At 45.7% G+C, this 13,775-nt stretch carries 11 protein-coding genes; 9 read left to right on the forward strand and 2 right to left on the reverse strand.

Annotated features, from left to right (window positions below; all coding sequences use genetic code 11):
- Nucleotides 1-217 precede the first annotated feature (217 nt).
- From ACQ86K_RS30355 to ACQ86K_RS30370, 4 genes are all read left to right on the forward strand, one after another.
- Entirely contained in the window at nucleotides 218-595 is a 378-nt protein-coding gene (locus tag ACQ86K_RS30355) for a cobalamin B12-binding domain-containing protein (protein WP_431199326.1), read from the forward strand.
- A 46-nt stretch (nucleotides 596-641) separates the two neighbouring features.
- Nucleotides 642-1,424 carry an enoyl-CoA hydratase/isomerase family protein gene (locus ACQ86K_RS30360; protein ID WP_091166976.1) on the forward strand — a complete coding sequence of 261 codons (783 nt, stop codon included), beginning with the start codon at nucleotides 642-644 and terminating at the stop codon, nucleotides 1,422-1,424.
- 156 nt (nucleotides 1,425-1,580) lie between these two features.
- Complete coding sequence (locus ACQ86K_RS30365; RefSeq protein ID WP_143020740.1) at nucleotides 1,581-1,889, forward strand: transposase; 309 nt, start codon at nucleotides 1,581-1,583, stop codon at nucleotides 1,887-1,889.
- 5 nt (nucleotides 1,890-1,894) lie between these two features.
- Complete coding sequence (locus ACQ86K_RS30370) at nucleotides 1,895-2,779, forward strand: IS3 family transposase (RefSeq protein WP_431199327.1); 885 nt, start codon at nucleotides 1,895-1,897, stop codon at nucleotides 2,777-2,779.
- Between the two features lie 244 nt (nucleotides 2,780-3,023).
- Here the strand turns inward: ACQ86K_RS30370 and ACQ86K_RS30375 are convergent, their stop codons facing one another.
- Nucleotides 3,024-4,682, reverse strand: a complete 1,659-nt coding sequence (locus ACQ86K_RS30375) for a glutamine--tRNA ligase/YqeY domain fusion protein (RefSeq protein ID WP_090532401.1) — start codon at nucleotides 4,680-4,682, stop codon at nucleotides 3,024-3,026.
- 496 nt (nucleotides 4,683-5,178) lie between these two features.
- On the opposite strand from ACQ86K_RS30375, the gene acs reads away from it, so the two are divergent.
- Nucleotides 5,179-7,080 carry an acetate--CoA ligase gene (gene acs, locus ACQ86K_RS30380; RefSeq protein WP_090532845.1) on the forward strand — a complete coding sequence of 634 codons (1,902 nt, stop codon included), beginning with the start codon at nucleotides 5,179-5,181 and terminating at the stop codon, nucleotides 7,078-7,080.
- 13 nt (nucleotides 7,081-7,093) lie between these two features.
- Here acs and ACQ86K_RS30385 read toward each other — a convergent pair whose 3' ends face one another.
- Nucleotides 7,094-8,410 carry an amino acid permease gene (locus ACQ86K_RS30385; RefSeq protein ID WP_091169691.1) on the reverse strand — a complete coding sequence of 439 codons (1,317 nt, stop codon included), beginning with the start codon at nucleotides 8,408-8,410 and terminating at the stop codon, nucleotides 7,094-7,096.
- 194 nt (nucleotides 8,411-8,604) lie between these two features.
- On the opposite strand from ACQ86K_RS30385, the gene ACQ86K_RS30390 reads away from it, so the two are divergent.
- The 4 genes from ACQ86K_RS30390 to ACQ86K_RS30405 all read left to right on the forward strand — a co-directional run bounded on the left by ACQ86K_RS30390 (nucleotide 8,605) and on the right by ACQ86K_RS30405 (nucleotide 13,753).
- Nucleotides 8,605-9,507 carry a PQQ-dependent sugar dehydrogenase gene (locus tag ACQ86K_RS30390; RefSeq protein WP_431199328.1) on the forward strand — a complete coding sequence of 301 codons (903 nt, stop codon included), beginning with the start codon at nucleotides 8,605-8,607 and terminating at the stop codon, nucleotides 9,505-9,507.
- Between the two features lie 62 nt (nucleotides 9,508-9,569).
- Complete coding sequence (locus tag ACQ86K_RS30395) at nucleotides 9,570-10,358, forward strand: c-type cytochrome (RefSeq protein ID WP_431199329.1); 789 nt, start codon at nucleotides 9,570-9,572, stop codon at nucleotides 10,356-10,358.
- Between the two features lie 60 nt (nucleotides 10,359-10,418).
- Nucleotides 10,419-12,092, forward strand: a complete 1,674-nt coding sequence (locus ACQ86K_RS30400) for a tetratricopeptide repeat protein (RefSeq protein WP_091169688.1) — start codon at nucleotides 10,419-10,421, stop codon at nucleotides 12,090-12,092.
- Between the two features lie 116 nt (nucleotides 12,093-12,208).
- Entirely contained in the window at nucleotides 12,209-13,753 is a 1,545-nt protein-coding gene (locus tag ACQ86K_RS30405) for a S8 family peptidase (protein ID WP_431199330.1), read from the forward strand.
- Nucleotides 13,754-13,775 lie beyond the last annotated feature (22 nt).

Consider the following 13,775-nt stretch of genomic DNA (forward strand, 5'->3'; position numbering starts at 1 on the left):
AAGAACTTGCTTAAAAATGAGAAAAATTGTAGGGATGCATAATTGCGTCTCCTGAAGGACAAGCCGATTTCAAAAGCACCTCAGCTGCCGTAAATTGCAAGTGTGAGATGCAATTATGCGTCTCTACATTCAAAAACTATCGTTTTAACAGCCTATAATAAACACAAACAACTTCCATAATTTTCTTATTACTTTTACAAAAACCAATAGGTTATTCATGAGTAATACCTTTAACCGACCAATCCGTGTTTTAGTTGCCAAAGTAGGGCTCGATGGCCATGACCGCGGCGCGCGCATTATTGCCACTTCGCTGCGCGATGCAGGTATGGAAGTTATTTATACCGGGCTACGCCAAACCCCCGAAATGGTGGTAAACACCGCCCTGCAGGAGGATGTTGACGCCATTGGCATTTCTATACTTTCGGGTGCGCACATGACGGTATTTCCGCGCATCATTAATCTCATTAAAGAGAAAAAATGGATGATGTTTTGGTTACTGGCGGTGGTATTATTCCGCATGAAGATATGCTCGAGTTGCAAAAACTGGGCGTTGGCGAGCTTTTTCCGCCCGGCACCAGTACGCAGGATATTGTAAAATATATAACCGGTTGGGTACATGAACACCGCAATTTCTAATACCTATGGAATTTCAAAATTTACTGATAGCAAACAAGGGCCGCGTTCAACAAATCACCATTAACCGCGAAAGCAAACTGAACGCTCTTAATAAAGATACGCTGGCCGAACTGCATAGCGCTTTTACTGAAGCTTTCCAAAATCCGGAGGTAGGTGGTATCATCATTACCGGAGCCGGACCAAAAGCATTTGTTGCCGGGGCTGATATCAGTGAGTTTGCAGCGCTGAATATTGAAGGAGGCGCACAGCTTTCGCGTACTGGCCACAGCGCAGTTTTTGATTTAATAGCTAACGGCAGCAAGCCTGTAATAGCAGCGGTAAATGGGTTTGCTTTGGGCGGAGGGCTCGAACTGGCCATGGCTTGCCACATCCGCATAGCATCTGACAATGCTAAAATGGGCCTGCCTGAAGTTACTTTGGGACTGATTCCTGGTTATGGTGGTACACAGCGCCTTACCCAACTGGTTGGTAAAGGCAAAGCGATGGAAATGATCCTGACCGCAGATATGATCACCGCGGGTGATGCCCTGCAATATGGCCTGGTTACCCACGTAGTTAACCCCGAAGAACTATTAACTAAAGCCGAAGAGATCCTGAATAAAATATTATCCCGTGCCCCTTTAGCCCTCGCGGCAGCCATCCGCAGTATCAATGCCGCTTATACCGATGGTATTAATGGCTATGAAACTGAAATAACCGAGTTTGGCAAATGCTTCGGCACAAAAGATTTTAAAGAAGGCGTAGCAGCCTTTATGGAAAAACGGAAGGCTGAGTTTAAGGGAGAATAGAAGCTAAAAGCGGAATGCAGAAAGCTTAAAGCTATGCCGTTGTTGTCGTCACGGGTGTCCGGAACACAAAAAACATGTCATTGCGAGGAGGAACGACGAAGCAATTGAGATGCATCGGTAAAGCCGGACAGTCGAGATGCTTAACTTAGCAAATCAATGGACAAGAAAAAGTCAAGCCGCCGTGTTTACGATGCGGATTTTAGGTCGGATGTATTGAAGATGGTTTTTAGTGGTCGTTCGGTTGTGGACGTGGCCGCTTCGTTGGGGATCAGGGAGAATTTGATCCACAAATGGAAAAGCCGTTATAAAGAAACAACGGGATCATCGGCGCTGAAATCGCCAGGGTCAGAAACGCCGATTGTATCGGTAGAAGAATATGAACGAATGAAGGTACGTCTGCGAGAAGTGGAGCAGGAAAGGGATATCTTAAAAAAAGCATTGGGCATTTTCAGCCGGACAACTTAAAGCAGGTGTACGCTTTTATTTTATCACAGGAGCTGTTTTTTCCGGTGATAAGGATGTGTGATGTATTATCGGTGAGCAGGAGCTGTTACTATGCCTATCGTAAGCAGGATGAGCAGGCTGAATGCTCAGTTCAAAAGAAGATCGAAGCGCAGGTAGTTGAAGCCTTCCGGTTACATAAACACCGTTATGGTATCCGTAGGTTAGTCCCGGAGTTGTCAGACCAGGGATTAAAGATAGGTCATTACCGGGTACGGCGTATCTTACATCAAAATGGATTGAAAGCGATTCAACCCAGATCATTTGTGCCCCGGACAACAGATAGCCGACATCCATATCCAATCAGCCCCAACCGGTTGAAAGACAGGTTACCGCCATCAGGGATAGACCAGATATGGGTTGGCGATATCACCTATATCCCGCTAAGAGAAGGATCCTGGTGCTATCTGGCGGTATGGATGGATCTGTTTTCCCGCAGAGTGATCGGGTGGCAGTTGTTGCACCACATGAAAGAGGCCCTTGTACTGGAGGCGTTTCAGAAGGCCTATAGCAATCGTAAAGCTGATAAGGGGTTGATCGTTCATTCAGATCGTGGCGGACAATATGCAGGGAATATATTCCGCCGATGGCTTGCCAGGTGTCATGTACTACAAAGCATGAGCGATACGGACAATCCGTATGACAATGCTTTTATGGAATCGTACTTCTCCCGGTTTAAAGCCGAGCTATTGCAGGACGGCTCTTTTGAAAATATAGAAAATGCCCGCAGCGAGATATTTGAATATATTGAAATGTACTATAACCCTATCCGAAGACATTCAGCCTTAGGCTATATCAGCCCGATGGCGTTTGAGCGAAAGGCAAGTTATCCACAAAAAGCGGAGGCCCGATAAAAAGAAAAAAGAAGCAAAAAAAGAAAAACGTGTTGAAATATGGAAAACTCTCCGAGTTTCCCACATTTCAACACCACAAACAAACAACAAGTTATTTATTTTTACTTTTATAAATCATGACAGATCAACTGTCCGGATAAACCATCACACCCCAAATCGCATGCTATACAGGGCGGATATGCTTCCGTGCGATTGCCACGCTACGCTCGCAATGACATGATTTTTTTAAGGGGGCCAGCGGCGATTACTTTTTACCCCAACCGTCCTTCAATGTAACGGTGCGGTTAAACACCAGTTTATCATCAGTCGAGTTTTTATCTAAAGTAAAATAACCTTTACGCATAAACTGAACCGGCTTGCCTAACTCGGCATTAACTAAATCTGGTTCAATGTATACGGTTGATAATACATGCAGGCTGTTAGGGTTGATATAATCTTTAAAGTCGCCATCCTCATTTGAAGGGTCTTCAACCTGGAATAAACGGTCGTATAACCTCACCTCAGCAGTTTTGGCGTGTTCAACACTCACCCAGTGGATGGTGCCTTTTACATTAATGCCGCTGGTATCATGGCCCGATTTTGATTCGGGCAGGTAGCTGCAATGGATCTCGGTGATGTTACCATCGGCGTCTTTAACAATGCTTTCGCCTTTAATGATATAAGCATTTTTTAGGCGAACCATCAGCCCGATACCCAGGCGGAAGAATTTTTTTGGCGCAACTTCCATAAAGTCCTCACGCTCTATCCACAACTCACGGCCAAATGGAATATCCCTGCCGCCATCGCCACCTTCAACTTCGGGGTTGTTTTCGCCATGCATTACTTCGGTTTCGCCTTCAGGATAATTATCCAGGATCAGCTTAACCGGATCAAGCACAGCCATACGGCGCCACGCGGTTTTGTTCAGGTCCTCGCGGATACAGAACTCCAGCAAGCCAACATCTATCATGTTTTCGCGTTTGGCAACGCCAATACGCTCGCAAAACTCACGGATAGAAGCAGGGGTATAACCACGGCGACGTAAACCACTGATGGTAGGCATACGCGGATCGTCCCAGCCATCAACATAGTTTTCGTTAACCAGTTGCAGCAATTTCCGCTTGCTCATTACCGTATAGTTCAGGTTTAAGCGGGCAAACTCGTACTGTTTTGACGGGAAAATATTCAGCTTTTCAATAAACCAATCGTACAATGGACGGTGAGGTACAAACTCCAGCGTACAGATAGAGTGCGTGATCTCTTCAATAGCATCCGATTGCCCGTGAGCAAAATCATACATGGGGTAAATACACCATTTATCGCCTGTACGATGGTGATGAGCGTGTTTAATACGGTACATCAATGGGTCGCGCAGGTGCATGTTGGGCGACGCGAGGTCAACCTTGGCACGCAGTACTTTCGCGCCGTCAGGATATTTGCCATCTTTCATATCGGCAAACAGCTGCAGGTTTTCCTCTACTGAGCGACTGCGGTATTGGTTTGGCGTGCCCGGTTCGGTAGGCGTACCTTTCTGGGCGGCTATTTCTTCGGCTGTGCTGTCATCAACATAGGCCAGGTTATTTTTGATCAGTTCAACGGCAAAGGCATACAGCTGATCGAAATAATCAGAAGCATAAAGCTCATTGGCCCAATCAAAGCCAAGCCATTTTACATCTTCCTTAATACTGTCAACATATTCAACATCCTCCTTAACAGGGTTGGTATCGTCAAAACGGAGGTTGGTAAGGCCATTGTATTTTTTTGCCAAACCAAAGTTAAGGCAAATTGACTTGGCATGACCAATATGCAGGTAACCATTAGGTTCGGGCGGGAAACGGGTAAGTACACGGTTGTCGTTTTTACCGGCAGCCAAATCTTCTTCAACAATTTCCTCTATAAAGTTCAGTGATCTTTCTTCGCTCATAAATTAGTATAGCAATATGAGCAAAAGTAACAAAATTTTAGGCGGCTGTGCGCATTATCATAGCATATTCGGTTGTGTATTATTGGCCAATCAAAACAGGAAGCCATGCCGGATTTATCGGTGCCCCACATGCCGTGTATCCAATGCAAGGAGATGGCCCTCGCAATCGGGTTTATAACATGGGCGTTGCCTGCGGCCCGGGCTTTCCGTTGCAAGTCCTCGCTTGGCCCCTACGCTCCCTCTCGTTCGCTGCGGGCTTTCCACTGCAATCCCTAACGCCGCCCGCGCACCCGGCCGGGAACAACAACAAACGGAGCCCACAATTAATCCAATAAGTACTTTTTAAAATATTTTAAAAAGATAGAATTTTAATATATACATCACACATAAATTATTAAATTACGCCCACCATTTAAACCAGCATGAAACTTGGTACGGAGGACAAAAAACAAACAATTTAAACCCGGAACAGCTTCATCAACCAAACAACCAACCGATGAAAATTACATCATTTGAAGAGTACAAAAAAGTTTACCAGCAAAGTGTTGAGCAGCCCGAGCAGTTTTGGGCCGGCATTGCCGATAATTTTTTATGGCAAAAAAAGTGGGACACCGTACTGGACTGGAACTTTAAGGAGCCTAAGATCAAATGGTTCCAGGGTGCAAAACTCAATATAACCGAAAACTGTCTCGACCGTCACCTCGAAACCCTTGGTGATAAACCGGCCATCATCTGGGAACCTAACGACCCGGAAGAGGATCACCGCATTTTAACATACCGCCAGTTGCATGATAAGGTTTGCCAGTTTGCCAACGTACTTAAAAACAACGGTGCAAAAAAAGGTGATCGTGTTTGTATTTATATGCCCATGATCCCCGAGCTGGCTATTGCTGTTTTGGCTTGTGCGCGTATCGGTGCTATCCACTCGGTAGTGTTTGGTGGTTTTTCTGCACAGTCCATTGCCGATAGGATCAACGATGCCGAGTGTAACATCGTGATCACCTGCGATGGCGGTAAACGCGGCAACAAAGAAGTACCGCTTAAAACTGTGATTGATGATGCGTTGGTACAATGCCGCTCGGTTAAAAAAGTTATTGTGCTTACCCGCAGCCGCACGCCGGTATCCATGATCAAAGGCCGCGATGTTTGGTGGGAAGATGAGATCAAAAAAGTGGAAACACAAGGTAACCCAAGCTGCCCTGCCGAGGTAATGGATGCCGAAGATATGCTCTTCATCCTGTACACATCTGGCTCAACGGGTAAACCCAAAGGGGTGGTACATACCTGCGGCGGCTATATGGTTTATACAGGTTATACTTTTGCCAACGTATTCCAGTACAACCAGGGCGAGGTATATTTCTGTACTGCCGATATTGGCTGGATCACCGGTCACTCTTATATCGTATATGGCCCGCTTTCGCAGGGGGCTACCACGCTGATGTTCGAAGGGATCCCAACTTATCCTGATTGTGGTCGTTTCTGGGAGATTGTAGATAAATTCAAAGTAAACATATTATATACCGCGCCAACAGCTATCCGCTCGTTGATGAGTTTTGGGCTGGACAATGTAAATAATAAAGACCTGAGCTCACTCAAAAAATTAGGCTCTGTAGGTGAGCCAATCAATGAAGAAGCATGGCATTGGTTTGATGACAATATCGGCAAAAACCGCTGCCCGATTGTTGACACCTGGTGGCAAACCGAAAATGGCGGTATCATGATTTCTCCTATCGCCGGTATTACCCCAACCAAACCGGGGTATGCCACCTTACCATTACCAGGCGTGCAACCCGTATTGGTTGACGAGAACGGTAAAGTGATTGAAGGCAACGGTGTAAGCGGCAACCTGTGTATCAAATTTCCGTGGCCGGGCATGCTGCGTACTACTTATGGCGATCATGAGCGCTGCCGCACCACTTACTTCGCCACTTACGAAAACATGTATTTCACCGGGGATGGCTGTCTGCGCGATGAGGATGGTTATTACCGCATTACCGGTCGCGTGGATGACGTATTGAACGTATCCGGTCACCGTATAGGCACTGCCGAAGTGGAGAATGCCATCAACATGCATAGCAGCGTAGTTGAATCGGCGGTGGTTGGCTATCCGCACGATATTAAAGGCCAGGGTGTTTATGCCTATGTGGTGAGCCCCGATAAGCATGGCGATGAGGACATTACCCGCAAGGATATCATCATGACGGTATCACGTATCATTGGCCCGATAGCCAAACCGGATAAGATCCAGTTTGTAACCGGCTTGCCAAAAACACGTTCGGGCAAGATCATGCGCCGCATTTTGCGCAAGATAGCCGAGGGGGATACCTCAAACCTGGGCGATACCAGTACTTTGCTTGATCCGGCAGTAGTTGACGAGATCAAGGCAGGGGCCTTATAATATTTAAGAAAAACTAATTCGCATTTTTTGTGAATGCGGCCCAAACATAAAACGGGATCCCGGCCATCAGCAGTAAAAAGCCGTAATACACAGCTTCCTGCCCGGCTCCCGCAATAGCCCAAAGCGCATAGGCAAAAGCCAGCATAGCCAGTGCTATAGCTCCGGCCCAGCCGCCCGCCTTTGGGCTTTTTCGTACCCGGATAACCAGGTAAGCCGCTGCCGATAACAAATAGGGAATCAAAACGCTCAACAGCGAAAGCAGCAGCAGAAATTTAAATTGTGTTACCAGACCTTTGGTATAATTCATGGCCATAAACAGCGATACCATGATACTGCTGATGATAATACCCATATAAGGTACACCCTTTTTATTAGTGCGGCTGAATATCGGCGGGAAAAGTTGATCTTTTGAAATGGCATAAGGCACTTGTCCTTGTAGCAATGTCCACCCGTTCAGTGAACCGAAAGCGGCGATGGCAATACCGGCGCTAACCCAGTAGCGGGCGCTGCTGCCGTAGATGATCACCGCGGTATCGGCATAAGGCGTAAGTGATTTTTGCAGCTGCGCCGCCGGGATAATACCGATAACGCTTACACTCCCCAGTATATAGATAAAGGTGGTAATAAGCAGTCCCAGCATAGTTGCCCTGGCCACTGTTTTTTCGGGATTGGCCACGCTGCCAGATGGTACGGTGGCGCTTTCAATACCAATAAACGCAAACATGGTCATAGTAGCGGTTGCCTGCAGGGCGGTGACTATGCCTGTCCCGCTGGCGTTAAAAGGTTTAAAGTTTACCGCCTTAATGAAAAACAAACCGCCGATAGCTACCAGCAACAGTGGTAACACCTTTAAAATAGTGGTAACCAATTGCAGCTTGCCGCCGGTAACGACGCCCAATGTATTGATATAAGCTAATAACCAGATAGAACATAAACCGGTAATCACAGCAATAACACTGCTGCTTCCCAATATTGGAAAAAAGGTACTTAAGGCGCTCACAAACGAGATAGTAATGGCAGCGTTGGCACAGGCCACAGCAAGGTAGTATCCCCAGGCCACTAAAAATCCAATGAAATCGCCCAGCCCGTCGCGGGTGTAGGCATATGGGCCGCCGGTAGCATGGGGCAACAGCTTGCTCAGGTTGCTGAAAACCTTCGCTAAAAAGAACGAGCCTATTGCCGAGAACACCCAGCCCAGCAAACCAATACTCCCGAACGAAGCCATAGCCGCTGGCATCAGGAAAATGCCTGCACCAATCATATTGCCAATCACCAGCGAAGTACTGGTCCACAGGCCTAATTTGTTTTTTTCGGGATGTGTTTCGGGCATGGATCTTTTGTTTTGTTGAAAAGATAGGACTTTTTGGGATAATATGATATCCTTACATCCGGCCCATGTTATAATATTTAGTCTCTCAGGCAATAAAAATGAATCTTCCTAAACATTTACCTGCAAAATCGCTTTTATAGCAGGACATTGCCGTTTAATACCAATCCTGCATTTAGATAACCTGTTCGTCTCAAATGAAAAATAAAAAAAACGCGACCGGCGTGATGCTGGTACTGTGTGCCCTGCTTATAGTCAGTTTTAAAAACATCGGGAATAACACCGTCCCGCCAGCTAAGGATACTGCCACCAATGGCGGCTTATTCCTGCCCGGCAAATTTAAAGCGGTTGTGGTGGTGGATAGTTTGGAAGGCCGCGCACGTCACATCGCGGTGAACACCAATGGCGATATTTATGTAAAACTCCGCTTCCCCGATTCTATCGGCGGCAACGTTGCCCTGCGTGATACTAACGGCGATGGACGGGCAGACATCATTAAAAAGTTTGCCAATTATGAAGACAAAGGTCCCTATGGCACAGGCATGAGGGTACATAAAGGATACCTGTACTTCAGCTCGGAGGCAAATGTTTATCGAACCAAATTAAATCCGCAAACATTGGTACCCGATGCCCCGCTCGAATTGATTTTGCATGATGCTACCGCCCCGCATGAGCATGACGCTAAGCCATTGGCCTTTGATAATGCCGGGCACATGTACGTGGCATTTGGCGCGCCCTCAAACGCCTGCCAGGAGCAAAACAGGGTGCCCGGTTCAAAAGGGATCAAGGGCTGCCCCTTGCTGCAGCAATATGGGGGCATCTGGCAGTTTGATGAGGCTAAACCTAATCAAGTACAGACCGATGGTATCCGTTATGCCACAGGTATGCGCAGCGTTGTTGCTATGGACTGGAATACTGCCGACAATTGCCTGTATGTGGTAGCCCACGGTCGCGACGACCTGCGTCTGCAGTTCCCTAAAATATTCAGTGCCTGGCAAAGCGCGGTGCTGCCTGCTGAAGAGTTTATTAAAGTAAAAAAGGGCACTGATGTAGGCTGGCCCTACTACTATTATGATCCCATTAAAAGAAAAAACTTCTGAACCCCGAATATGGCGGCGATGGCATAAAAGCCGGCAACGGTGCTAAATACACCCAGCCCATTATGGCTTTCCCAGCGCACTGGGCCCCCAACGACCTGTTTTTTTATACCGGCGATCAGTTTCCGGCAAGATATAAAAACGGGGCTTTTATTGCCTTTCATGGTTCAACCAACAGATCGCCTTACCCACAGGCCGGCTTTTTTGTATGCTTTGTACCCTTTAAAAACGGCAAACCTTTTGGGCAATGGGAAGTTTTTGCCGATGGCTTTACCAGAAAAAACACGGTAGTAAGCGTAAGTGACGCGGCTTACCGGCCAATGGGGCTGGCCATGGGGCCCGATGGTTCCTTATACATCAGCGAAACAGAGGAAGGAAAGATCTGGAAAATTTCCTACACGGGTAACAAAGCCGGGTTTGGCAAGGCCGAACTTGCCAAAATGGAGCTCCGTAAAAAACTGCCGGGTTTCAGATTGCCCGATGTTTTAAAGAGCGATTTGCAAACCGGCATGCTCAAAGGCGGCGCTAAAATTTACAATACCTATTGTGCCAACTGCCATCAAAAAAATGGCCGCGGCGATGGTAATATGATCCCGCCGCTTAGCGGATCGGAATGGGTAACCGGTGGTAAATTTATGGAAAAAGACCTCGCTATAAGGGTACTGCTTAACGGTCTGGATGGGCCGATCAAAGTCAAAAACAGGCCTTACAACAGCGCCATGCCCAAGCATAACTTTTTAAGTGATGCTGATATCGCGTCGGTACTCACTTACATCCGCAATAACTTTGGTAATAACAGCAGCCTGGTTACTGCGGCTGAGGTAAAAAAGGTAAGGGCCGAGCTGGGTAAATAGGATTAAGCAGGCAACCCATTTCCATTTTTTAATATTAACCGGATATGCTATTTTTATAGCATGACCTTATCATTCAAACCAATAGCTTTTTGGCTGTTTATTTTAGGACCCTTAACCACCTGGGCTTTAGTACCGGCGGATACTTCCAGTAAAAAAATTTCTGTACCAATAACCGCACCTGGTTATCAGATCAGCGACTATGCATCCTATTTAAAAGAGGCTATCACCTGTTTCAGGCAAGACAGCATTGATAAAGGAATGATGTTGCTATCCAAAAGCATTAAAAACATCACTTTACAAAAAGATGTAACGCGGATCATGCCCTATCAGGGCTATGAAGTTTTTAGCCTTGTTAAGGATATTGCTGACAATAGCAATCTTTCGCCTGCGGAAAAACAGCTGGGGAAAGATTTTTTTAAACTGGTATTCACATCACAGCCCAGCGATAAAAATGCCGATAAAATTTTAGACGGCTTTTTAAAAAATGCTCCTAATACCGTTTTTGCTAAACGATTAAAATTACTTACCGCGTCATTTAAAGGAAAATCGGCTTTGGGCACTGAATTGAACCGGTTGCTAAAAGACAGTCCGGAATTGATTTCGGCCAACACAATGAAAGCAGAAATGCTGTTTGATGAACATAAATACCGGGAATGTATAACGTATTGTGATCAAATATTGGCGGTATGGCCACAGTATGCCCATGCATACCAGATGCGGGCTAAGTGCTATTATAATCTTGATGAGGTTGACAAGGCGATAGCTGATTACAACCAGGCCATTAAATTTTTTCCGGGCTATTTTGTACTTTATTATGACCGGGCCGACTGCCTGATCGATCTTGAAAAATATAAGGAAGCAGCAACTGATCTGCGATTGACATTACAGTTAAAGCCCAATTATAGTTGGACTTACTACAACCTCACCAGGTGCTACAAAAATATGGATATGCCTGATAGCGCCCTTTATTTTATCAATCTGCATATTAACCAAAATGCCGACGATGGTGACGGCTATAACCTGAAAGGCGATATTTATTGCGACAGAAACGAATACGAAACAGCAATCAGTCTTTACACACAGGCCATCAACCTGGAACCCGACCGACGGACTTTTTATGTTGATCGCGGCGACGCTTATTATTACGCAGATAAATTGGATGATGCCATAAAAGATCTCCAAAAAGCTATCAGCATTGATAAATCATATCCTTTTCCATACGACAGGATAGGTGATTGCTACTATCAGAAAAAGCAATATGAAACAGCCATAACTTATCATCAGAAAGCAGTAAAGGCCGACCCGACCTATAAATACGCCTATGTAGGGCTCAATTTAAGCTATACGCAATCGGGTAACTACCTGGCAGCTATTGATGCCGCCAAAAAAGCAATAGCTATTGACAGCACTTATGCCAATGCATTGGGGAACCTGGGGTGGTCATATTATTGCGCTGGTAAATTTGATGACTGTATAAAATACTCTTACAAGGCGCTGAAATACCAGGATGACGCCACTTACGCCATGTTTAATATAGCGCTAGCCACACTTGCAAAAGGCGAAACAGGCAAAGCGAAACAATTGTATACAGGTTTTATAAAAACCTGCAAAGAAAAGAAGTATGAGATAAGGGATGGTGCCACCGACGATTTACGGGAACTGATCAGGAAAAAGGTTTATGTAGCAGAATCAAAATTTATAATTGAACATATTTTTGAGCAAAAAGTAGAGTGATCAGAAAAATATTTTTTCCTGAAAACGTGTTAAAATCACCAAACCCGCACATTTTTTAAACAATTAAAAACCTACTTTAGAGTTTTTGTACTTATAAACTATTACTGAAAGTATTAATGATAAACAATTTTCCGCTTAAAAAGCTTGTGCTGGTAGCCGGGCTTTGCTTACCTGTATTCACTTATGCGCAGGAAGCTCCAAAAACTAAACCTAACTGGCAAAACCTTGATCTTAAAACCGATTCTGTATTTGGGATCAGTACCGAAAAAGCATACAACGAACTGTTAAAAGGCAAAAAACACGTTACCGTGCTGGTAGCCGTAATTGATGGGGGTATTGATGTGGACCATGAAGACCTTAAAAAGGTGATCTGGAACAACCCGCAAGAAACCGCCGCGAATAAAAAGGACGATGATAAAAACGGCTATGCCGATGACATGCACGGCTGGGATTTTATAGGATCGGCCAAAGGAGATGTACATTATGATAACCTGGAGCTAACCCGGCTGGTGCGGATCAACAACGCCCGCTTTGCCAACGTTGACAGTACCAAGCTTACCGGAAAAGACCTTGCCGATTTTAAAGCGTACAGCGCTATGAAAGCCGATATGGCTAAGCAGGTTGCCAAAGCACAGCAAACCTATACGGTGATCAATAAATTCAATACCCTGCTTGATGGGGTACTGACCAAGCTGGGCAACCAAAACCCAAGCCTTGATGATATCACCAAATTTGAGCCTAAAGATAATGGCGAGGCCTATGTTAAACGTGTATTGGTAAGCGCCCTGCCTTCGTTTAAAAATGTAGCCGAGTTCAGGGAGAAAGAGGTAAACGGCGGCTTAACTCACTTTAAAGAGCAGTTGGATTATCACCTCAACCTTAATTTCAATTCGAGGGATACCGTGGGCGATAACTATAACAATGCTAATGAGCGTTTTTACGGCAATAATGACGTAACCGGCCCGGATGCTGATCATGGCACCCACGTTGCCGGGATCATTGGCGCGATACGGGATAACAATCTTGGTGTTATGGGTGTGGCCAATGATGTAGCTATCATGTCGGTACGTACAGTACCTACCGGCGATGAACGCGATAAGGATGTAGCAAACGCTATTCGTTATGCTGCGGCTAACGGCGCTAAGGTCATCAACATGAGCTTCGGCAAAAGTTACTCGTACAATAAAAAAGCAGTTGATGATGCAGTAAAATTTGCGTTAAGCAAGGATGTGTTGCTGGTACATGCCGCGGGTAATGACAACAATAACACCGAAGTTGAACTGAACGTCCCTAACCGTATTTATGAAGATAAAAGCGGTGTAGCCGGTGCCTGGATAGAAGTTGGCGCGTCGGGCCCTAAAGACGATGAAACGCTGAAAGCGTCCTTCTCCAATTATGGCAAAACCAGTGTTGATGTGTTTGCACCGGGTGTGGCCATCAATTCAACCACACCAAAATCAGCCTATGCCGAGCATGATGGTACCAGCATGGCGGCACCGGTTGTAACCGGCCTGGCAGCGCTCATCCGTTCATATTATCCAAAATTAACGGCTGTACAGGTTAAGGAGATCATCATGAAATCAGTAGTGAAAATATCACATAATGTAGAGATTAAAGATGGGGAGACAAAAAAGAAGTTCCGTTTACCGATCTTTGTGTAACCGGTGGCGTTGTTAATGCTTA

The organism is Mucilaginibacter sp. P19, from assembly GCF_050632265.1.
Lineage (GTDB): Bacteria > Bacteroidota > Bacteroidia > Sphingobacteriales > Sphingobacteriaceae > Mucilaginibacter > Mucilaginibacter gossypii.

Coding starts and splice junctions, on each gene's coding strand:
- ACQ86K_RS30355 (WP_431199326.1), top strand. CDS start 218: ATGAGTAATACCTTTAACCGACCAATCCGTGTTTTAGTTGCCAAAGTA.
- ACQ86K_RS30360 (WP_091166976.1), top strand. CDS start 642: ATGGAATTTCAAAATTTACTGATAGCAAACAAGGGCCGCGTTCAACAA.
- ACQ86K_RS30365 (WP_143020740.1), top strand. CDS start 1,581: ATGGACAAGAAAAAGTCAAGCCGCCGTGTTTACGATGCGGATTTTAGG.
- ACQ86K_RS30375 (WP_090532401.1), bottom strand. CDS start 4,682: ATGAGCGAAGAAAGATCACTGAACTTTATAGAGGAAATTGTTGAAGAA.
- acs (WP_090532845.1), top strand. CDS start 5,179: ATGAAAATTACATCATTTGAAGAGTACAAAAAAGTTTACCAGCAAAGT.
- ACQ86K_RS30385 (WP_091169691.1), bottom strand. CDS start 8,410: ATGCCCGAAACACATCCCGAAAAAAACAAATTAGGCCTGTGGACCAGT.
- ACQ86K_RS30390 (WP_431199328.1), top strand. CDS start 8,605: ATGAAAAATAAAAAAAACGCGACCGGCGTGATGCTGGTACTGTGTGCC.
- ACQ86K_RS30395 (WP_431199329.1), top strand. CDS start 9,570: ATGGCTTTCCCAGCGCACTGGGCCCCCAACGACCTGTTTTTTTATACC.
- ACQ86K_RS30400 (WP_091169688.1), top strand. CDS start 10,419: ATGACCTTATCATTCAAACCAATAGCTTTTTGGCTGTTTATTTTAGGA.
- ACQ86K_RS30405 (WP_431199330.1), top strand. CDS start 12,209: ATGATAAACAATTTTCCGCTTAAAAAGCTTGTGCTGGTAGCCGGGCTT.